The sequence below is a fragment of the Lysinibacillus sphaericus genome (genome assembly GCF_015844675.1).
In the GTDB taxonomy this organism is placed as follows: Bacteria; Bacillota; Bacilli; order Bacillales_A; family Planococcaceae; genus Lysinibacillus; species Lysinibacillus sphaericus_E.
On the sequence record NZ_LDGC01000021.1, the window covers coordinates 38,872 to 61,363 of the forward strand.

Annotated in this window: 19 protein-coding genes; 12 read left to right on the forward strand and 7 right to left on the reverse strand. The window is 38.2% G+C overall.

The window, feature by feature from the left end:
• Positions 1-11 precede the first annotated feature (11 nt).
• The 4 genes from mgsA (at position 12) to ABE34_RS07560 (ending at position 4,220) form a co-directional block, all read left to right on the forward strand.
• A complete protein-coding gene (gene mgsA, locus ABE34_RS07545; RefSeq protein ID WP_197141460.1) occupies positions 12-416 on the forward strand; it encodes a methylglyoxal synthase in 405 nt (134 codons plus the stop codon).
• Positions 417-448: 32 nt separating this feature from the next.
• Positions 449-1,594, forward strand: a complete 1,146-nt coding sequence (bshA, locus tag ABE34_RS07550; protein WP_197141462.1) for an N-acetyl-alpha-D-glucosaminyl L-malate synthase BshA — start codon at positions 449-451, stop codon at positions 1,592-1,594.
• A complete protein-coding gene (locus ABE34_RS07555; protein WP_197141493.1) occupies positions 1,581-2,759 on the forward strand; it encodes a CCA tRNA nucleotidyltransferase in 1,179 nt (392 codons plus the stop codon). The genes bshA and ABE34_RS07555 overlap by 14 nt, the downstream gene beginning before the upstream one ends.
• Positions 2,760-3,236: 477 nt before the next feature.
• A complete protein-coding gene (locus tag ABE34_RS07560) occupies positions 3,237-4,220 on the forward strand; it encodes a biotin--[acetyl-CoA-carboxylase] ligase (protein ID WP_197141464.1) in 984 nt (327 codons plus the stop codon).
• A 303-nt stretch (positions 4,221-4,523) separates the two neighbouring features.
• Here ABE34_RS07560 and ABE34_RS07565 read toward each other — a convergent pair whose 3' ends face one another.
• The 4 genes from ABE34_RS07565 to ABE34_RS07580 form a co-directional block, all read right to left on the reverse strand.
• On the reverse strand, positions 4,524-4,940 hold the full coding sequence (locus ABE34_RS07565; protein WP_197141495.1) for a GNAT family N-acetyltransferase: 417 nt from the start codon (positions 4,938-4,940) through the stop codon (positions 4,524-4,526).
• Between the two features lie 125 nt (positions 4,941-5,065).
• Complete coding sequence (locus tag ABE34_RS07570) at positions 5,066-5,899, reverse strand: DUF4097 family beta strand repeat-containing protein (RefSeq protein WP_197141466.1); 834 nt, start codon at positions 5,897-5,899, stop codon at positions 5,066-5,068.
• Positions 5,899-6,510: a DUF1700 domain-containing protein gene (locus tag ABE34_RS07575; RefSeq protein ID WP_197141468.1), complete on the reverse strand. Its 612-nt coding sequence runs from the start codon at positions 6,508-6,510 to the stop codon at positions 5,899-5,901. Before ABE34_RS07575 ends, ABE34_RS07570 begins: the two co-directional genes overlap by 1 nt.
• Positions 6,503-6,823 carry a PadR family transcriptional regulator gene (locus tag ABE34_RS07580; RefSeq protein WP_197141470.1) on the reverse strand — a complete coding sequence of 107 codons (321 nt, stop codon included), beginning with the start codon at positions 6,821-6,823 and terminating at the stop codon, positions 6,503-6,505. The genes ABE34_RS07575 and ABE34_RS07580 overlap by 8 nt, the downstream gene beginning before the upstream one ends.
• A gap of 628 nt (positions 6,824-7,451) precedes the next feature.
• Here ABE34_RS07580 and panB point away from each other — a divergent pair.
• From panB to dinG, 4 genes are all read left to right on the forward strand, one after another.
• On the forward strand, positions 7,452-8,288 hold the full coding sequence (panB, locus tag ABE34_RS07585) for a 3-methyl-2-oxobutanoate hydroxymethyltransferase (protein WP_197141497.1): 837 nt from the start codon (positions 7,452-7,454) through the stop codon (positions 8,286-8,288).
• On the forward strand, positions 8,288-9,142 hold the full coding sequence (gene panC / locus ABE34_RS07590) for a pantoate--beta-alanine ligase (protein ID WP_197141472.1): 855 nt from the start codon (positions 8,288-8,290) through the stop codon (positions 9,140-9,142). The genes panB and panC overlap by 1 nt, the downstream gene beginning before the upstream one ends.
• Position 9,143: 1 nt before the next feature.
• Positions 9,144-9,527, forward strand: a complete 384-nt coding sequence (panD, locus tag ABE34_RS07595) for an aspartate 1-decarboxylase (protein ID WP_197141474.1) — start codon at positions 9,144-9,146, stop codon at positions 9,525-9,527.
• Positions 9,528-10,223: 696 nt separating this feature from the next.
• A complete protein-coding gene (dinG, locus tag ABE34_RS07600; RefSeq protein WP_197141476.1) occupies positions 10,224-12,995 on the forward strand; it encodes an ATP-dependent DNA helicase DinG in 2,772 nt (923 codons plus the stop codon).
• Positions 12,996-13,913: 918 nt separating this feature from the next.
• On the opposite strand, the gene ABE34_RS25030 is transcribed toward dinG, so the two are convergent.
• Positions 13,914-14,315 (reverse strand): GGDEF domain-containing protein, encoded by a 402-nt coding sequence (locus tag ABE34_RS25030; RefSeq protein ID WP_346655535.1) that lies wholly within the window; start codon positions 14,313-14,315, stop codon positions 13,914-13,916.
• Positions 14,316-14,413: 98 nt separating this feature from the next.
• Positions 14,414-15,370: a 7TM-DISM domain-containing protein gene (locus tag ABE34_RS25035; RefSeq protein ID WP_241747166.1), complete on the reverse strand. Its 957-nt coding sequence runs from the start codon at positions 15,368-15,370 to the stop codon at positions 14,414-14,416.
• A 533-nt stretch (positions 15,371-15,903) separates the two neighbouring features.
• Between ABE34_RS25035 and ABE34_RS07620 the strand changes: the two genes are divergently transcribed.
• The gene (locus ABE34_RS07620; RefSeq protein WP_197141480.1) at positions 15,904-16,260 is read left to right on the forward strand and encodes a DUF378 domain-containing protein; all 357 of its coding nucleotides are present in this window, start codon (positions 15,904-15,906) and stop codon (positions 16,258-16,260) included.
• A gap of 250 nt (positions 16,261-16,510) precedes the next feature.
• Here the strand turns inward: ABE34_RS07620 and ABE34_RS07625 are convergent, their stop codons facing one another.
• Positions 16,511-17,680, reverse strand: a complete 1,170-nt coding sequence (locus tag ABE34_RS07625) for a PucR family transcriptional regulator (protein ID WP_197141482.1) — start codon at positions 17,678-17,680, stop codon at positions 16,511-16,513.
• Positions 17,681-17,820: 140 nt separating this feature from the next.
• Here ABE34_RS07625 and ABE34_RS07630 point away from each other — a divergent pair, with 140 nt between their 5' ends.
• From ABE34_RS07630 to ABE34_RS07640, 3 genes are all read left to right on the forward strand, one after another.
• Entirely contained in the window at positions 17,821-19,065 is a 1,245-nt protein-coding gene (locus tag ABE34_RS07630; protein WP_197141483.1) for a Zn-dependent hydrolase, read from the forward strand.
• Positions 19,066-19,124: 59 nt separating this feature from the next.
• Complete coding sequence (gene hydA, locus ABE34_RS07635; protein WP_197141484.1) at positions 19,125-20,528, forward strand: dihydropyrimidinase; 1,404 nt, start codon at positions 19,125-19,127, stop codon at positions 20,526-20,528.
• A gap of 377 nt (positions 20,529-20,905) precedes the next feature.
• On the forward strand, positions 20,906-22,282 hold the full coding sequence (locus ABE34_RS07640) for an NAD(P)-dependent oxidoreductase (protein ID WP_197141485.1): 1,377 nt from the start codon (positions 20,906-20,908) through the stop codon (positions 22,280-22,282).
• Positions 22,283-22,492: the final 210 nt, after the last annotated feature.

Sequence of the window (22,492 nt, forward strand, 5' to 3'; positions counted from 1 at the left end):
ATGGAAGCTTTATGAAAATCGCATTAATTGCACATGATCGCAAAAAAGATAATTTAGTACAGTTTGCTATTGCTTATCGTAATATTCTAAATGAGCATACGTTGTTTGCTACAGGTACAACAGGACAGCGTGTTATTGAAGCTACAGGCTTAGAGGTAACACGTTTCCGTTCTGGACCACTCGGTGGGGATCAACAAATTGGCGCAATGATTGCCAATAATGATATGGACATGGTCATTTTTTTCCGTGATCCTTTAACAGCACAACCACATGAGCCAGATGTTTCTGCACTGATTCGACTTTGTGATGTTTACCAAGTGCCACTGGCCACAAATATGGGAACTGCAGAAATATTACTAAAAGGCCTACAGGAAGGCTTTGTGGATTGGAGACTGATTCAAGAAAGACGAGATTAAAAAAGACGTGATTTAGAAAGGATGATAATCGAATGAAAAAGCTAAAAATCGGCATTACCTGTTATCCAACTGTTGGAGGCTCTGGTGTTATTGCAACAGAATTAGGAAAAATGCTTGCAGAGAGAGGACACGAGATTCATTTCATCACCTCAAGCGTACCATTTCGATTGAATAAAATTTATCCAACCGTCTTTTTCCATGAAGTAGAAGTTAATAATTATTCAGTATTTCAATATTCGCCGTATGATATAGCATTAGCGAGTAAAATGGCGGACGTGATTAAGGATGAAGAGCTAGATGTGCTTCATGTGCATTATGCGATACCACATGCGGTCTGTGCTGTCTTAGCTCGTGAAATGAGTGGTCGTGACATTGGGATTGTCACAACGCTACATGGTACAGATATTTCGGTACTTGGGCAGGATTCCACTCTTTCAAAGGCAATTAAGTATGGCATTGACAAATCTGATATCGTAACGACAGTGTCAGAAGCATTAAAGCAACAAACCTATGAGCTTATCGATACAGTAAAGCCGATTAATACGATTTACAACTTTGTTGATGAACGTGAATATTTCCCGCGCAATTCAGGAAGCCTAAAGGAACAATTCGGAATTGAAGAAGACGAAAAAGTTATTATTCACGTATCTAACTTCCGTAAAATTAAGAATCTTCCTCATATAATAGACGCATTTATGAAGATTCGCGCAAACATGAAGGCAAAGCTGTTGCTTGTAGGAGATGGCCCTGAAAAGCATCGTGTAATGGATCAAGTAAAGGAAAGTCCTTACATGAAGGATGTTCTATTTTTAGGTAAACAAGAAAATTTAGCTGAATTGTATGCAATCAGTGACCTTAAATTATTACTATCACAGCAAGAATCATTCGGGTTAGTCTTACTTGAAGCAATGGCTTGTGGTGTACCTTGTATTGGATCAGCTGTAGGCGGTATTCCAGAAGTCATTGAACACGGTGTAGACGGTTTTATAGTGGAATTAGGAGATACAGACGCTGTGGCAGAATATGCTGTGAACCTCTTGAGTGATGAAGAGAAATTACAACGTTTCCGTGAGGCAGCCATTTGTGCTGTTGATGAAAAATTCCATTCATCAAAAATTGTAGAACAATATGAAAAATTGTATGAAAAGGTTGCTGAAAGAAATCATGCAAAACAATAAAGAATGGCAAGAGGCCTATTCAGTTATTGAACAACTAGAAAACGCGGGCTTTGAAGCAGTAATCGTCGGTGGTGCGGTACGAGATGCCATACTCGGTCGCCCTGCCCATGATGTAGATGTTGCAACAAATGCCATGCCAGACGAAGTAAAATCTGTTTTTAATCACACGGTTGATATAGGAATTCAGCATGGGACGATACTTGTTATCGTGCCAGCTGGATCGGTGGAGGTAACGACATATCGCACAGATGGGGAATATACGGATCACCGTAGACCAGAGGAAGTGCAATTTGTACGTTCGCTAAAAGATGATCTACAGCGCCGAGACTTTACGATGAATGCCATTGCTATGCGTCGTGATGGCTCATTTGTTGATTTTTACGGGGGGCGCAAAGATATTGAGGCTGGTGTCATTCGAGCTGTAGGTGACGCACAGAAACGCTTTTCGGAAGATGCATTACGAATGCTGCGAGCCGTACGTTTTTCAGCACAGCTAGGTTTTCTAATTGAATCAGAGACCTTGCGAGCAATGCAGGACAAGGCTAATACTATTTCTTGGATTGCAAAGGAGCGTATAAAGGCAGAGCTAGATAAGCTATGGGTAGGGAAAGATGTTTTTAATGGTATTAGAAAGCTTGAGGAAAGTAGCTTAGTGAATCATTTAAGTGGTACTTTTCAAGCAGATGACTGGTGTAATTTTAACACACAGGACAAACTATTAGGCTGGGCATATTTTTCAATGTTACAGGGTGATCATTGGCGAGAAGTGCTAGGCGACTATCGTTTATCGAATAAAGAGATGGCATTTGTAAAAGGTGTGCTAACAGCTTTAAAGGCTTTAAAAAATGGCTGGACGAATATGGATTACTTTTCGCATACACAACAGGAACTCGAGGCAGCTTGTTATTTTGCGGAGCTGAGACAGCTTGACGTTCAAATACCACAGCAAAGTATTCAAGAAATACAGACAAAGCTTCCTATTAGACACAAGCAAGAGCTTATTGTAAAGGGGACGGATTTATTAAAATGGTCTGGAATAAAAGGTGGACCATGGGTAAAAGAAGTGTTGCAGGCAATGCTTGAAGCGGTTGTCAAAGGTGAACTTCAAAATGACCGACAGCACATAAAGAATTGGATAGAACATGATTATTTCAAAAAAGAATGATAAACGTTGATTTTTATCATTTCTGTATGATGAGGAACCGTCTTAAAAAGAATAAGACGGTTCCTTATTAATTTAAGCTCTATTTTTGGCTTATCTTCAAAAGTTGGATGTGATATTTGTTAAAATGCATACTATGTGCTAAGTTGATTGTAGTGGAGGCTGGGTGACTCCTTGGGGCTCATCGGACGCTCCCAGGAAGCTCTGCTCAACGCGAAAGCGAAGCGTTAGTGGCAATGTTTTATCTGCGCGAAAGCGGCAAATGTTTTCTGTAGCGAAAGCAAAGCGACCAGCCGGAACGGAAATCAACCCTACGTTATGACGGTGATCCAACGATAGTTAAAAATATCGAATAATTAGTAGCTAAAAGATATTTGATGATAGATTGTGGTCAATTGTCATAATTTACAGTATGATTAATACTAATTAAGGTTTAACACAATAATTTAAATAGCAGAGTTTACTAAAGGATTGATTAGCATGAGTATTTCTATGAAGGATGAAATTTTAAAAAGAATATTAGCTGCTAATGGTGAAGCAGTTTCGGGTCAGGAGCTAGCCGATTCCCTTGGAGTATCACGTACTGCTGTATGGAAACATATGCAGTCATTACAGGAGGAAGGCTATACGTTTGAAACGGTAAAGAAAAAGGGCTATGTACTGACGGGTGTGCCGAATAGCTTAAGTCCAACACAAATTGAACTATTTTTAAATACGGAACGTTTTGGACGTGAAATTCATTATTTTGATGTTGTAGATTCGACACAAATCATCGCCCATAAGCTTGCACAAGAGGGCGCTCCACATGGCACGATTATAATCGGTGAGGAGCAAACTGCCGGTCGTGGTCGTATGGCACGACCATGGGAATCTGTAAATGGCACAGGGGTTTGGATGACGATTATTGTAAGACCGGATGTTACTCCGCAGCAAGCTTCATCGTATACGCTTGTCGTAGCAGTTGCGGTTACGATGGCGATCAAAACATTATATAAACAAATTGAACCAGCCATTAAATGGCCAAATGATTTGCTCATTAACGGTAAAAAATGTACAGGTATATTAACAGAGATGCAGGCTGAGGCAGACCGTGTACAAGCACTACTAGTAGGCATAGGTCTTAATGCAAATCAAGTCGAATCAGATTTCTCCCCAGAAATAGCTGATATTGCAACATCTTTACATTTAGAAGCGGGTGAGGAAATTAATCGTGCAGCCCTTGTTGCGTCTATTCTTCAATATTTAGAACAATTCACGGATTTATACGTGAAGGAGGGCTTTGCTAGCATTAAAAAGCTATGGGAACAAATGTCATGTACTATTGGACAACGTATTGAAGTGACAACTTTACGTGGGCGCTTTGAAGGCATTGCCAGTGGGATTACCGATGAAGGTGTACTGCAGCTAACAGAGAATGACGGCACTGTCCGAACAATTTATGCTGGAGATATAAAAATTTTATAGAAACATAAAATACAATGTGCACTTACTTATCTAACAAGAACGTATATTTTCGAATCTAAAAATATACGTTCTTTCATATTTTTTGAAATACATTTAGCTCCGTCTATTTTTTTCTCGTTTGTAGTCGTGTCTAAAAAAGATCAGAGAAAATATTAGTAAAATAATTGGAAGAAAAAGGAATCTGGAGTCGTATTTAACTAAATGCTCCATTTTTTCTGAACAAATAAATGAATAATGTAAAAGAGACCGATAAAGAGATCGTTCCCGTTATAGTTTTCATTACATGCCCCCAATAAAAAACGCTTATTTTATTTTTTCTATTAACTTATCAATATCATTCCATACATAAATAAGTTCTTCTACTATTTTTCCGCCAATTTTAATTTCGATGTTATTTATATATTGTGCACCATAATATTCATAGAAATAACGTGTTTTATTTTCTGCCAATACTTCGACAAATACTTTTTCATATCCTTTTTGATTAAAATAGGTGAATATTTCTTTGAGTAGTTGTTTACCGATGCCCTTTCCATGATATTCTTCTAAAAGATATATAGAAGTCAAATCAGTTGAATTTACAACTGAATTTGTCTTTCGTGTACCACCAGTTGCAAAGCCGATTATTTCTTCTTGTTCATTTTCAACTACCAGTACATAATTCGTAGTATCTGAAATATTCTTCTTCCAAAGCTCTGTTCGCTGCTCGTAAGATAAAATAAACTAGGAATTATTGCTATTGTTTGAGGGGAGGAACTTAATTATATAAAAATTATTAAAAAGACAGAATCACAAAAAGTGTAATTCTGCCGTATCAGTGAAGAAAATTGAACTGGGAGCTTACTTTATTTCAAGGTTAACTGTAAGTCGCCATATGAAAGAGTTACTTTTAACTGGTTATCACCCTTATATAATTGTGATACTTTGCCGTTTTGATCTTTCTTATCGACTGTAAGATCCCCGAAGTCAGTTTCTAATTCAAAGCCAAGTTCACTTTTTTTATTTTGTAAATGCAGTGTAGTATCTCCAAAATCAGACGTAATATTGGATTGACCATTTAATGTTCCATCAATGTTAATATCGCCATGTTCACTTTCGGCAACGAAACCATTACTTGAAAATTGTTGTAGCTTCATATCACCAAATGATTGTGTAATTTCTGTTTTCTCACCAGTAGTGTCTTTAAGTATAATGTCTCCGAAATCTTCAATTAGATTTAACTCATGATATTTCAAACCACGAATGGTTGTATCCCCAAAATTACTATCAAGGACAACGGTTTTCAATTTTACATCTGAAGGAACATAGATTTTGATGGAAGGACTTCTGAAGTTACCAAATCCGAATTCGAAACCGTTCTTCTTTTTACTCTTTGTTTCAACCGTTAATGTATGATCTTTAATACTGTACGTCACATCATCTTCTTTAATAACATTTGTTTCTAATGCATAATGATCACTAGTAACAATTTCAACATCTCCATAGTTATTGATAACATTGAGGTTAGTGAAATCATCTAGTTTATAGGAATTGTTTACTAGTTTATTGCTCTCTGGCAATTGGATGCCTTCATCAGTTAACACAAAACTCCATTTCCCACCGGAGAAATAACCAACTAGAGCTAATAGCATGCCGAAAGCAATCATAGTAATGGCGATATGGGTATGTCGAGACGTCATTAGTATCCCTCCTTCCGTTTCTTCATTATTTTATGGAATAGATTACCTAACGCTTCAACACAAACAACAACGATTGTTTTGATCAAACGAGCAACGATTGGGAAAAGCAAGATGCCAAGACCCGTAACAATAAAGCCAACACCCATAAAGAGTAACGCTGTCTGCCAGTGCTGAGTTAAAATGAAGAAGCCTGAAATAAGTGCAACAATTCCACCGAAAAAGATACCAAGCATAGTTGCGATAATCGCAATAATAATGCTGAATATTACTGCTCCAAATGAAAAAATAAGTGCTATAGCAACAACAAGTAACGGTAATGAAAGAGGAGCAGTTATGATTGCTAGAATGATAAGCCAAATCGCGGACATATTCTTCTTAGTCGAAGTTGAATTTGAAGTTGAAGTTGCTTCTAAATCCTTTAATGCATAGTCCGCCATTATTTGTGATGCAACATGAGAAGGGGACCCTAGCTGTTGAATAACCCGCTGTTCGTTTTCCTCTCCTGCTTCATCGAAATATTCCTCATAATAGGCAAGCGCAGCATTAACCTCATGCGCTGGAAGACGTTGTAATTTCCCACGTAGCTTTTTCAAATAGCTTGCTCTATTCATCCTTGTTCCCTCCTATAAGTACACAATCGACCATTTCTTTATACCTTTGCCATTCTTTTAATAGCTCAAGTAAACGTATTCGACCTTGATCAGTAATTTTGTAATAGCGTCTATTCCTGCCTTGGTAAGGCTGATCGTAGGTTGTTAAGTAATTTGCTTTTTGTAAACGACGTAATACAGGGTACAGCGTAGATTCTGATATCTCCATCACAGATTGTATTTGCTGTGTTAATGAGTAGCCGTAAGCATCTTCCTTATCGACGATAGCGAGTACACAAGCGTCAAGTAAAGCTGAGCCAAGCTGAAATGTCATCTTTTCTCACCTCACAATGGTTTACCTATACGAGATTTTATATTATATGCCGTATAGTATGGTGGAAGTATATTATATATAGCATTAATTGTCAAATTGCATTATAGAGCTCTAGAGAAACGCTTTAACCAATTCATTTTGGGATGTTTATGTACCAGTTACAAAAGTATCGTCTGGTTTATTTATAGTATTATTTGCCCTGTTCCTATTTACAATGTTTGAAGTTTATCGAAAATCAAGCTTTCAGAAACGAATGGTTTAAATTTAGTAATAGTTATTGATCGTAATTATTAGAAAATAATATTTGAAGATTACTAGGGGAATCTGTTATAGTATGTGCGAAGGGCAGTATCCTTTTGTGAACGGCACCTTCAAAAACGTTAGACTTATTTACAATAAATATCTGCCTTGATCTTTTAATGACAGGGACGGAAGAAAACAAGCGTTCAAAAATATAACTTAATTTAATGGAATGGGCAATTCATTTCATTCCCTCCCTTTATTAAGTTATGGCCTCTAATCAACAATGAGAGGTGTTTTTGATAACGAACGAAACACTACCCTTCTGTCCAATTTAGGAACAGAGGGGTTTTTCTGTTTTCTTCCCTTAAAAAAGGAGGACTACATGATGAAAACAACTTCAGATTTTTTAAAGATGAAGACAGCAGATGAGAAAATCGTGATGCTTACTGCATACGATTATCCAGCTGCAAAATTTGCCGAAGAGGCAGGCGTCGATATGATCTTAGTGGGAGATTCACTAGGTATGGTCGTACTAGGCTATGATTCTACAATGCCAGTAACAGTAGCAGACATGGTCCATCATGCAAAAGCAGTGCGCCGCGGGGCGAAAGATACGTTTGTTGTTGTGGATATGCCATTTGGTTCGTATCACGGTGATGTACACGAGACGTTAAAAACAGCAGTATCGATGATGCAAGAAACAGGAGCAGATGCACTAAAGTTAGAGGGAGCAGACGATGTTCTACCAGCAATTCGTAAATTAACGTCAGCTGGCATTCCGGTGGTAGCTCATTTAGGTTTACTACCTCAGTCTGCGGGAGTGCTAGGTGGTTACAAAGTTCAGGGTAAAACAGCTGAACAGGCAACGAAGCTAATTGAAGATGCAAAAAAATGTCAAGAAGCTGGAGCGTGTGCAGTCGTCTTAGAATGTATTCCGCATCAGCTAACAGAGATGGTATCCGCTAATCTTATTATTCCAACTATTGGCATTGGAGCTGGAGTGGAGGCTGATGGGCAAGTATTGGTTTATCATGACATGTTAAGCTACGGTTCACATCATGTACCAAAATTTGTAGAACAGTTTGCTAATATGGGCCATGAAGCAAGCAGTGGAATAGCTAGTTACGTAGAAGCGGTAAAAGCAGGTACATTCCCTGCACCGAAGCATTCCTTCACAATGAAAGAGGAAGCATTGGATCAGCTATATGGGGGCGTAAAGTAATGAAAGTCGTCACTACAATCCATGCACTATCCGTAGAAATTCAAGCAGCTAAGCAAGCACAAAAATCAATTGGACTCGTTCCAACAATGGGGTATTTACATGAGGGGCATTTAACGCTAGCAAAAACAGCTCGTGCTGAAAATGATTTAGTCGTGATGAGTATCTTTGTCAACCCAACACAATTTGGGCCAGACGAAGACTTTGAAAGCTATCCGCGTGATTTGCCACGGGATACTGCTTTGGCAGAGTCTGCCGGTGTAGATATTATTTTCGCACCGAGTGTGGAAGAAATGTATCCAAGTAATGGCGGTATTCGCATTCATGCGGGTGAACAGGCAACCATTCTTTGCGGGGCGAGCCGTCCGGGACATTTTGATGGCGTTTTACAGGTCGTAGCAAAGTTATTTCACTTAGCACAGCCGACACGAGCTTATTTCGGACAAAAAGATGCACAGCAAGTTGCTATAATTGCGACGATGGTTCGAGATTTTAATTTTCCTTTGGACATGCGAGTAGTACCCATTGTACGGGAGGCGGATGGTTTAGCGAAATCCTCTCGTAATGTGTATTTAAGTGAAGCGGAGCGTCTTGAGGCACCCGCCATTAATGAAGCGCTACAGCTTGCTCGTGATAGCTTTTTAGCGAATCGGGATGCGACAAATGCGCTTGCGAAAGCAAAGGCACATATTGCAGCACGTACACATGGCGAAATTGACTATATTGAACTGTTGGCGTATCCGGATTTAACACCCGTATTTGCTGAAACGGAGCAAGTGCTTTTAGCGGCAGCCGTCTATATTGGTAAAACTCGTTTAATTGATAATTGTATCTTTAATGTGAAAGAAGGATTGTAAAATGTTACGAATGATGATGAACAGTAAAATCCACCGAGCTACAGTGACACAAGCAGATTTAAACTATGTTGGTTCTATTACGATTGATGAGGATATTTTAGATGCAGTAGGAATGCTACCAAACGAAAAGGTGCATATCGTTAATAACAATAATGGCGCACGCTTTGAAACGTATATTATTGCAGGGGAACGTGGATCAGGCGTTATTTGTGTGAACGGAGCAGCAGCACGCCTAGTACAATGTGGAGATATTGTCATTATTATTTCTTACGTGTATGTCGATAACGAAGAGGCAAAAGATCATAAGCCAACAGTGGCTATTATGGGCGAGGGCAATACAATTAAAGAAATGATTGCCTATGAGCCAGAAGCAACAGTGATGTAATGTGATAAAAGTGGAGACTGCTTTGTAGCTTTAAAGACAATTTTTTTATAAGATGATTGAACTCATCATAATTTGAAAGTGTACATTACTAAGTTAAAGCCTTCGGTCGCAATTATGCCGAGGCATAATTAGTTGATGTACACTTTTTGTTATGTCAAAAAATTGTTAAAGAAAAGGTTTATCATATGAGCATTAAAGTGAATTTGAAAATTTTACAAACTAGAATTGCGTTAAAGATATGTTTTTAACTCATCATCAAAAGTTGTGGATAACATTTCTTAAGACGTAATGCCTTGAAGTTGATTTTCGTTACGGCTGGGCGACTCCTTGGGGATTAGCGATATAGAGGAACGAAGGTTAAAAGCATCACGTCCTGTGATAACGCCTTCGTGACCAACATCGTGTTGGCCCGAGACCCTGGAACGCAGCGAAGCGGCTCATCAGACGCCCCCAGGAAGCTCTGCTCTGCGCGAAAGCGAAGCGTCAGCGGCAAAGCGCACAGCCAGAACGGAAATCAACCACACGTAATGGTGATAGGTCATATTTTTATAAATATATTAATTTGGAGATTCTTGCTTAAATCTTGATAATTGTTCAGAAGTCTTTTTATGATCAATCAACAATGGTGAAGGGATGCCGCTGAGCCAAATATGTGATAAAATTCATCTATCTAATGTGAACTGTGAGTTGAGATGTATGATGGAAAGTCAAAAGTATGCAATTGTTGATTTAGAGACGACTGGTCATTCACCGGCAAATGGGGACCGAATGATTCAAATAGCAATTGTTATAATGAAAGATTGGGAAATTGAACAAACGTATACGAAGTTTATTTATCCAGGTAAAGCTATTCCAACTTTCATTCAGGATTTAACGCATATTACGGATGAGGATGTAAAGGATGCCTTGCCGTTTGAGGCACATGCCGACTACATATATGAACTGCTTGCCGATTGTGTATTCGTCGCGCATAATGCGGATTTTGACTTATCCTTTTTACAAGCAGAGTTCAAGCGTGCGGGTTTATCAAAATGGCAAGGTAAAAAGATGGACACGGTTGAGCTTGCCAAAATTTTGTTCCCAATGTCACTTGGATTTAAGCTAGGTGATTTAGCGGCAGATTTAAATATAGAGCTTACAAATGCACATAGAGCAGATGACGATGCCCGTGCAACAGCGGAGCTCTTTAAACGATGCTGGAAGGAGTTACTCAGCCTCCCTCAGCTAACCCTAGAACAAATGCATAAACGTTCATTCAGATTGAAGTCAAATTTATCCCAGCTTTTCTTCGAGGCTCTTCAAATTAAACGACAACATGTAACTGTTAATGAGAATGTCTCCTACTACCGCAATTTGGCTATTTGTGATGGACGAAAAAAGTATACAAATCATGCGGAGGTTGTATCATATCCACAAACAGCAGCTGATAAAACAGCATTAATGACAAAAGCCATGTCGAATTTCGAGCAACGACCAGCGCAATTCGAGATGATGGACACGATTTGGCAAGCGCTCAATGACAAAAGGGAATGCGTTATAGAGGCCTCAACAGGTATTGGTAAAACAGCAGGCTATCTACTTCCTGCGATTTTGTATGCTCGAGCAGTCGATAAAAAAATTGCGATTAGCACATATACGTCACACTTGCAGGAGCAACTTGTTGAGGAAGAGCTACCAAAGATTGAAAAAATTCTTGGCACAAAAGTAAATATTGCTGTTCTTAAGGGTATGCAGCATTATATTGACGTTGCCCGCTTTGAGCAATGTATGGCTTATGCTGATGAAACTTATGATGATACGTTTACGATTTTGCAAATTCTTGTCTGGCTGACTAAAACAGAAACAGGTGTGCTAAGTGAGCTTAATGTATCTGGGGGCGGACAATTATTTTTAGAGAAAATCCGCAAAATGCCTGATGAAAAACCTTCAAAGGGCTTTGATTTTTATGAGCAAGCGTTAAAAAATAGTGAATTTGCTGATTGTATTGTAACGAATCATTCTATGGTACTCAGTGATTTAGTACGTCAAACACCAATATTTACACAAATTGACGGATGGATCATTGACGAAGCACATCAATTTATACAATCTGCTATGCAGCAAGATGAAGTTGTCTTCTCCTATACGCAGTGGAAGTACATTTTCGGCCAAATTGGAACGATGGAAGAAACTGCTTTGTTCCAGCAATTTAGTCAGGCAGCTAAGAAAAAACACCGCGTTTCTATGCAAAGCTTACAGCGACTAGATGCACAATTTATACGTCTACAACGGACATTCGATGAAACTATGCAACGGGCTGTACAAAAAATGCAGCAACAAATAAAAGGGAAGCAAGCAAGTAGTAAATGCACTTTGTTTTTAGAGGATGTAACGCTAGCAAAAGAACCTCTTCTACAAGTGAGTAAGCTCACACAGCAATGGCTTGATCTTGCTACAGAAGTAGGGCTGGCCTTTGAAAATGATATTGAGCAATTAGATAAAAATGAGCTCTTTATTTTATCTGAATGGCATTATTGGATTCGTGAATTAAAAGTAAAAATCGCGGAATGGGAAGAAATTTTCCTATCTTCACAGGATGTTAATTCAGTATGGCTAGAATTTGATGTAAGAAGCGTTCCTGGCAGCTTACATATCTATAAAAAGCCTGTTAATGTCACATCTATCATTGAAAAAGTACTTACGCCTCTCCGTAAGCATGCAAGCATTGTGTGGACTTCAGGTACTTTAACGGTGCCAGGTAATGAGCGTTTTGTGACGAGTCAACTTGGTATTTCTAATAGTGTGCAAGTAATAAAGCTCCAAGCACCACCATCCTATTATGCAGGTGCGAAGGCATTTATTGTCACCGATATGCCTGAAATTCAACATGTGACTCAGGACGAATATATTGAAGCAGTCGCTCATGCAATTACACGTACCGTGAGAATGACTGAAGGACGTTGCTTTGTCCTATTTACTTCTCAGGACATGCTTCGAAAAACAGTGGAGCTTATTCAAGATAGTGAACTCCTTGATGACTATATGCTCTTTGCGCAAGGAGTTACGGGTGGTAGCCGTATGCGAATTCTGAAATCATTCCAAAAGTTTAGCCATGCCGTTCTTTTTGGGACAAATAGCTTCTGGGAGGGTGTGGACGTTCCGGGTGACGCTCTTGCATCGGTGATCGTTGTACGCCTGCCGTTCTCCTCACCGGAAGAGCCAGTATTTAAAGCGCGAGCAAAACATATTACCGCACAAGGTCGCAATTCTTTCAATGAGCTATCACTACCAGAAGCCATCATGCGTTTTAAACAGGGCTTTGGTCGTTTAATCCGTTCATCACAGGATAAAGGAGCCTTTATAGTTTTGGACCGCCGTATTTCAACAAAGTCGTACGGTAAGGAATTTGTTAAGGCGTTACCACCGATTGATGTGAAGAAATTGCAGCTACCGGAGTTGTTAAAGGAACTTAATAATTGGCAGAAATAGTTGAAATCCCTTTTAGTAGTTTTGCTAAAAGGGATTTTTTTGATGGGATTTATCCCAAAGTAAGGCTACCTGAGCGAATTTTGAAGAAAGTAAAAACGAAGGTGACTCGAGCGAATATAAGGAAAATAGAGTCCCGAGCTATATAGTCTGCAAGCCAAGAATCAGATTTACTCACTAAAAAGCCCTCGACGATTGCGGGGGCTAGTTGCTATTATAAAACTTCTTTGGTCTGCCGAAAGGACTAGATATCCCGTAATCATCATACCTTCATCAGTAATGTTATTGATCTTGCCACTAATAATTGCTATAGAAACTTTTGCATCTTCTCTTGAGCTTTTACAAAGTCTAGTTCTATAGCGTTGTTTTAAATTTTTGTCTAATAAATCGATAGTTCAAAAAAGAATTCCTACCATCTACGGAAACCAGGTCTAAAGCCGGGGAAAAATGGGAATATAGGAAAGAATGGACTTACTGGGAAAAATGGGCTGACAGGGAAAAAAGGTCTTCCTGGGAAGAATGGTCTCCCTGGGAAAAAAGGTCTTCCGAATTGGCCCATGCCTGGAGAAAATCGGCGTCCGTCATTAAAACGCATTGGATTTACCATTTTTATAACTCCCTTCAATTGATATAGTATAGGCTATGTTCAATCAATGAAGTGGCTTAGACTAAGACACAGGTTTGGGATTTTTGCAAAGGACGATTTTGGATTGTGCCGCAAATTGCCATTACAGATACTCTTCAATTGGCATCTGGACCAATGTCAGTGTAAGGTGAAAATAGTTATTCAATGTAGTGAAGTTCTTAAGTTGAAAACATAGACCACTCATAATGAGTGATCTATTACGTACAAGAAATCTTGTCATTACCATCATCTATTAAAAATTCAACACAGTTTCTGCCTCGTTCTTTTGTATAATGCTAAACACATCTTGATAATAAAGTATTTCGTGTATCGCCATCTACATAGCTAGTGACACCGAAACTACTAGTTTTTCTCTGCACAAGAAGGAATTGATAATTTTCTAATTGTTGACGAAGATTTTCAGCAAGCTTAACAGCATCATCTAATGTAGTTTGAGGGCAAATAACTAAAAACTCCTCACCACCCCATCTTCCAACTGTATCTTGCTCTCGAATCGTATTTTGCAATATCTCAGCTACGTTCATTAAAACTAGGTCACCAACTTGATGGCCGAACCCATCATTGACTTCCTTAAAATAATCAATATCTAGTAGAATAATAGAAAACGTAGTCTCATGATGTTGAGCCTGTTCAAGTGCTTCTTCTAACACATAATCTAACCTTACACGATTTGGAATTTTAGTTAGGCGATCTGTATTTGCTAACTTTTCAAGCTCAAGTTTTGCTCTTTCTAGCTCTTGTGTTCGTTCTTTAACTTTATATTCGAGTGTTTCATTTAGTTTTGTTGTATTTCCTGAGTCTCTTTTTTAATAATATTGATTTTATCACCTAATGCTAATGACAAAAATATAGATTCAAAAATAGCACCAACTGCAGGAACTTCCTCAAATATAACTGGATGGAATGGAATTATACTTAAAAAAGCCAATGCTTGCACATTGATAGAACCAAGTAAAACAGTCCAACCTACCATATAAAATCTAGCCATTTTCTGACCTTTTAACAATACAAAAATTCCTGATAACCAAAGGAAAATAAAGACAATTACAGCCGAAATAATTGTGACATTATTAGTAATTGCCACATCAGAGATAATGAATGAAGCAATTAAAGAAAGTATAGTGGTCCATAATAGTAAATTTCCGAAATTGTGGAATCGAGGTGAATATTTTTTTAGTTCAAGAAACTCTTTACAAAATAGAATCATAAAAAAAAGTAAAAGATTCCCACTGATAGCGGAGGATTTTATAAAAAAACATTTTGGCAAAAATTGTCCTAATAGCTCAACATCTAAAGAATTCAATGTAGCCTGATAGAGGATAAAACTAAACATATACAAAACATAGTAAAAGTAAGCCTTTTCTTTTAACGAAAAGAATAAAAATAAATTGTAAATTAATAAAGCTAATAAGAACCCATAAAACATTCCTGTTAAATATTTATAGTCAATAATCTTATTGATGAAGCTATCCGTTACAAAAAGAAAAGAAATTGAACTTAATGGTAATTTTCCATCTAATTTTAAATAAATTTCTTTGACGGAAGGTTCTTGGATTTGAAATAAATTCGAACGATAATGAATATTTTGATCGTCCACATTTGATATTCCTCTTTTTTGAACACGATAGGAGCCATCTTCTTTGACTAAATACATTTCAATGCTATCTAGTTTGTCTGTTACCTCTAACCAGTAAGTCTCCTGTTTATCCTTTAATATATTTTCAGTATCCAATCGAAGCCAAATTGTATCATTCGTATGAACTACATTCAGCTGAAGAGCTATTATTTATAGGTAATGGTGGGATTTATTATCTGCATTACTAAAGCGAAAGCGAGCTTCGAATGCAATTGGTACAACTAGCTGGGGGATTGGCTTTTTACGCTTTTGAGGGAACTAAAAGGAGCGTTAACAGGCTATGCAGGAGGGATGTGGAGAAAGGACTTAAGCAATAAAAATCAAAAATATGATTTAAAAGAGAGCGAAAAAGGATCTCCACGTTATGCTGCTAAGCCATTAAAAGGCGATTTATTATATATGATTCACTAGCATTCCCTTTGTTTGTAGCCTGCTATGCACTTTGTATAAAATAACGGTTATTGCTAAAAATAAGACCGTCAAAATGAGCGATTTAATTACAATAAGTATTTGTTGTTTTCTCGCTTGTTATGACAGTTTTTTTGCAATGACGACGCTTTTCATACATGTGAAGAATAAACTTCAAGTGTATAACTGGCTTCGTATTTACAAATAAGGGAGGTGTAAACGTGAGCGTAGTATATAGAATCGCTCTAGTGTTAGTCATTATTGGAGCAATCAACTGGGGACTTATAGGATTCTTTAGAATTGATTTAGTTGCCTATTTATTCGGTGGACAAACAGCAGTATTGTCTCGATGGATTTATGCTTTTATCGGGTTAGCCGGACTAATATCTATTCCGATTCTAATTATGCGATTTGATGAGGATGAAGACCTTGATCCTCATACGCGCATAGACAGGAATCCAAGCTATGGCATGGAGATTGGTGATGAAGAAGATTTTACTGCATTCAACACAACGGATGTGGTAAAAGAAGAAAAAAAGGATTCACATAGTAAAAATAAACACAATAACAGAAAATAACTCCTAGTTTATTGATATTCCCCCAAAAAAACTGATGAACAATGGTTCGTCAGTTTTTTTGTTCGTGGCCTATGAAAAATAAGAGAATATCCGCAAAGATAGCACCCTGATAGTGAAGCGGATATTGGCTATTACTTAGAAAGGTGAAGGATTAGGTAGATTTATAAAACAAAAATTGGATTATTTACACGATCTATCTCGACTTGGATATCGGATGGGCCGCTCAAATTGGAAGTCTTATGGTGAAGAATTATTGGTGTGCCAATACATCTTCAATCAAAAATGCGATATATAGATTTGTTTTTGTAAATGGATTACTTAGGTCCATATCTAAAAGAGTCTCTATTTTTTTTAGTTTATAAAGTACTGTGTTGCGATGAATAAATTGTCGTTCACTTATCCTACGAGTACTACCATTCTCCTCGAGAAAAATGCGTAAAAATTGTACATAATCTGTGTTATGCAATTCATCATAGCGATAAAGCTGACCTAAAATATCTTGGCTATAGGATTTGATCAATGTTTGATTTTGCACAGCCATAATAATTTTATAGGCACCAATTTCTTTATATTTATATAGGAAGCGGTTGTTATGAAGCTTTGCTAAATGGATTACTGTTAATGACTCATCATAGCTTTTGCGAACATTTTCAAGCTCTTTATGAAAATTTCCTTTACCAATGATAATATCTAAGTAACCATTTTTTTGTGTAATTTTGTCGTAAATTTCTTCAACAATTTTTGAGAAGGGAGTATTAGGTGTATTGATTTGTGCTTTGTCGATTAAAAAGATGAGGTGATTTTTATGCTTTAGTTTTAAGAAGCGTTTATATCTGTTTTGAAATGCAAATTGGATCATGACCTCGTAACGGTCAATGTTAGCTTGGACATTATGTGTTGTACATGAAATGATGGCCAGTTCTCTACTTTGTGGAAATCCTAGTAGTGCTAATTGATCCTTAATATAGTTGGCGTTTTGTTTGTAGCGAAAAAGTATGTTATAAAGAACCTTTTCTTCGATAGACAGCTCTTGATGGTGATTAGCAATAAATTGAAATGTTGTTTTTAATAGATCGGCTATTCGATAATTCCATGGCATAAGAAAAATAGGGAAATCATGTTCATTAGCAAAAGAGATGACTGAATTTGGTATATTAGGAATATATGGACCAGTATTGATGATAAAACCTGCTACCTTTTTAGAGAAAGCTAGTTTTACAAGCTGCTCTAAGGAATCTCCGTCAGAAGATAAATTGATACCTGTAGTCACGACTAATTCATTAGGTCTACAAAACATAATTAAATCGATGCTTTCTACTACGTTAATCCCTGTAACTCTTCGATACGTTCCGTTATGTCCAGCTACTAATGTTAGCATTGGGAATTGAACTCCCTCTACAATTTTGCGAATTGTCCCCATTTCTTCCCCCCCCTTATTATGAACATAACTTACCATATATTATGTGCAGATGCACATATTTTTTTAGTTTGCTAGCTATATCTCATAATTTTTATCTTTTATAGAATGTGAATAACTACTGTGAAAGAGAGGAATTGCATATGTATAAGTGTAATAGTAGACGATTGCAAGAGTTAATTGAACAATTTAGTCAATTTGGAGCTACTGAAAATGGTGGCGTAACTCGTTTGTCTCTTTCGAATGAGGATGTACTAGCAAGAAACTATTTTTGTGAGTGTTGTGATGAATTAGGAATGGACATTAAAGTCGATGATATGGGCAATATTTATGCTATTCTCCCTGGGAAAAAGGATGTCGCTCCAATTGTTATGGGGTCGCATTTAGATTCCGTTGAAAAGGGTGGAAAATTTGATGGTGTATTAGGCGTTTTAACGGCTATAGAAGCCATTAGGACGTTAAAGGAAAACGAGATTGAGCTAGATATCCCTATAATGATTGTTAATTTTACGAATGAAGAAGGTGCTCGTTTTGATCCAGCAATGATGAGCTCTGGTGTCATTTCATCTAAATTTGAAAAAGAAAAAATGCTGCAATCTGTCGACAAAAATGGCACTAGTTTTAAAGAAGCACTGCAAGCGAGTGGGTATGAAGGGGATCAAGAAAATCGTTTAACGGAAGCTCTTGCTTACATTGAATTGCATATTGAGCAAGGACCTGTTCTAGAGGCGAAGCAACTTGAAATCGGAGTTGTTGAAGGTGTATTAGGAATGGTTTGCTATGAAATTACGGTTACAGGGCAGTCCAATCATGCTGGTACGACGCCGATGACAATGCGCCAAGATCCGATGATTGTAACTTCAAAAATTATTACGCATTTACATGAAGAACTCGGAAAAATTGATGAACAGTTGGTATTTACTTTTGGTCGAATGAATGTATCTCCAAATATCCATACCGTTATACCGAACAAAGTGACGTTTACGATTGATTCACGTCATCAAAAACCAGAGATTATACAAAAAGTTGAAGATATACTGAAACATCTTCCTACAGAGGATATGGGCTGTAACATTAAGCCGATTAAACTTTGGGGGAGAGATACAGTTTATTTTGATACTCATATTTGTAATGAAGTGGCAAGGGCTTGTCAGAGCTTCGGCTATACTGCTCATCGAATGTTTAGTGGAGCGGGACATGATGCGCAATATATGGCAAGTATTGTTCCATCAGCGATGATTTTCGTACCTAGTATTAATGGTAAGAGTCATTGTGAGGAAGAGGAAACAACGTTTGAGGATTGTGCGAAAGGAGCAGATGTATTACTTGAAACAGTGTTGACGTTGCAAACAAAGTTCAGTATGGGGGAGACCTACACATTACATTAAGGTAGGTTTTATGAATTAATTGAGCATTCTCCATTATTTTACGAAGGGTGAGGGGCAGAATGAAAAAAATTATTAAAGGTGGACGAGTAGCAACAGCTGCAGATGTTTTTGAGGCAGATATTTTAATTGAAAACGGAAAAATTGTTCAAATAGGTAAAGATTTATCCGAAGTAGGCGCAGAAATTATTGATGCTACTGGTAAGATGGTGATGCCAGGTGGGATTGATCCGCATACTCATTTAGATATGCCATTTAACAATACTGTGACTGATGATGATTGGAAATCTGGTACCATTGCAGCGGCATTTGGTGGGACGACTACTATTTTGGACTTCTGCTTAACGGCTGGCGAAGAAAAACTTTCAGCTGCAGTTGAAAAGTGGCATGACAAGGCGAAGGGGAAATCAGCTATCGACTATGGATTCCACTTAATGATCGGTGATTTAACGCCTGAAACAGAAGCTGAATTGCCGCAAATTTTAGAGCAGGAGGGCATTACTTCTGTAAAGGTGTTTATGGCTTATGCGAAAGAATTTCAAGCAACCGATCGCACCCTTTTTAAAGCTTTTAAAATAGCAAAGGACCTCGGTGCTGTTGTTATGGTGCACTGTGAAAATGGTTCTGTTATTGATGAGCTTGTGGAAGAGGCGCGACGTGCAGGTCAAAAGGAGCCAATTTATCATGCGCTCACTCGCCCAGCTGAATTAGAAGGCGAAGCGACAAAACGTGCGATCGAGTTAGCCCATATTGCTGGCGCTACCCTTTATGTAGTACATGTAACATGTAAAGAGGCAGTAGATGAGATCATTGCTGCGCGTGAAAAGGGTTATAACGTCTACGGTGAAACATGTCCACCATATTTAACTTTGGATCAATCTGCTTTGGCACAACCTGGTTTTGAGGGGGCAAAATATGTTTGGTCCCCACCACTTCGCCCGAAATACCATCAGGATCATTTATGGAATGCTCTAAAAGCAAAACAACTACAAACAATTGGCTCTGATCAATGCTCGTTTAGTTTCAAAGGTAAAAAACAGTTAGGATTAAATGATTTTTCTAAAATTCCTAACGGTGGGCCTTTTATCGAAGACCGTTTCAGCATTTTATATTCAGAAGGTGTAGCAAAAGGAAAAATTTCTATCAATGAGTTTGTCGATATGATTTCCACAAGTGCAGCAAAAATATTTGGCGTATTCCCACAAAAAGGAACGATTGCAATCGGTTCTGATGCCGATATTGTTATTTTTGATCCAGAGGTAAAACGAGAAATTTCGGCTAAAACCCATCATATGAACGTTGATTACAACCCTTATGAAGGATGGGAAGTAACAGGTGAACCAGTAAGTGTACTAGTTCGTGGGGAATATGTCATTAAAAATAAAGAATTTGTTGGTGTACTAGGTAGTGGGCAATATATAAAACGCCCATTAAAAACAACTGCTGCAGAAGCACTTAATATTTAGCCTATGACCGATTGCTTTGGTGGAGAACAGAGCAATCGGTCTCGTAATATCTTCATTTAGCTACTGAAGACTTTCTTCCTTTATTGATGGTGGGTGTATGTTGAATGTAGCTTTTTTTTCAATAGTGTAATTAATAAAGCTCATCACCAAAAGTTATGGATGACATCTGTTCAAGCTTATGCCATGTATATAGGTTGATTGAAGTGAAGGCTGGCGACTTCTTGGGGATTAGCGTCAAAGATGAGACCCTGCGGCGCAGAGAAGCGGCTCATCGGACGCCCCCAGGAAAGAGCCTAGCCGGAACGAAAATCAACCAAACGTTATGGTGACGAGCCATTATTTGAAGGAAAAAATGAACACATGAGGGGGATGTGGAAATGGTTCTGAATCAAGAAAATACAATGTCCCAACAGTTAAAACGTAATTTTATGGAATTGACTAGCAGGATGACAAAGAATGAGGCAATTGAAGAATCCAATCGTTGCCTTTATTGCTACGATGCACCATGTATTAAAGCTTGTCCGACGAGTATTCAAATCCCGAATTTCATAAAAAAAATTGCTTCTGGTAATATGAAGGGCTCTGCTACGACTATATTAGAAGCAAATCCAATTGGTGCAAGCTGTGCAAGGGTTTGTCCAACGGAGGAACTATGTGAAGGGGCGTGTGTGTTAAATTCCTCAACAAAGCCTATTAAAATTGGAGAGCTACAGCGCTATGCAACAGATTGGGCAATGGAAACGAATGCTCAGCTATTTAAGCAAGGGCAAAGTAATGGGCAGAAGGTAGCGATTATTGGTGCGGGTCCCGCTGGTTTATCGGCTGCTCGTGAACTTAGTCGTTTTGGCTATCATGTCACAATCTATGAGACTGAAGCGAAAGCTGGTGGTTTAGGTAACTATGGTATTGTGTCGTTCCGTTTACCGAATGAAGTCGTTGATTGGGAAATTGAACAGATTGAAAAACTTGGTGTAGAAATCAAAACAAACACAACTGTCGGCGTTGATATTTCTGCTGAAGAGATCTTGGAGCAATATGACAGTGTTATTTTAGCAATTGGTATGGGAGCTGTTCCGAATCTAGGCATTGAAGGAGAAGGTTTAGAAGGTGTACATGATGCGATAGAGTTTGTCAGAAAGACAAAAATGGGACCGCTTACAAAAGATATTGTTGGGAAGCGAGTGGCTGTCATTGGTGCTGGTAATACCGCGATTGATGGTGCTACATGTGCAATGCGTTTAGGTGCTGACAATGTACAAATTCTTTACAGAAGAACACAAAAAGAAATGACTGCGTACAAATTTGAATATGAATTTGCCAAGCAGGATGGTGTGGAGTTTAAGTGGCTGACAGCCCCGAAAAAAATTGTCGGTAATGAGTTAGGTGAGGTTGTAGGTATTGAATGTGTGAAAATGAAGCTCGGTGAAGCGGGTGCTGATGGTCGACAAAGGCCTGAAGAGGTGGAGGGCTCCAATTTTATTATTGAAGTGGATGCTGTTATTAAAGCAATTGGGCAAACACGTTTTGTGTCACTGATTGAAGCCTTTGGGCTCCAGCATACAAATGGCGTTGTCGATATTGATGAAGCGACAATGCAAACTTCGAATGACAAAGTATTTGCATGTGGAGATGTCGTCTTCGGAAATGGCCAGGGCGAGGCGATGGTTGTAACAGCTGTACAGCAAGGAAAAGACGCAGCATACAAGATCCATGAACGTTTAACTTCTTTCAGCGGAAGTCTCCCACATCTATAGTTGGTGAGATGAATGCAGATTTAAGTTACTTTTCAGTAGGTGTCCAAACACTTGCTGAAATAGAGGAACTCAGTCTAAGAACGCCACGTCCTGTGGCAATGACTGAGTAACCAACTTCATGTTGGCCTAAAGCCTCCGGCGGATGTCACGGAATCGGAAAGGAGTTCACATAGGATGTTGCCTAAAATCATCGCATCCATGCGATAACGG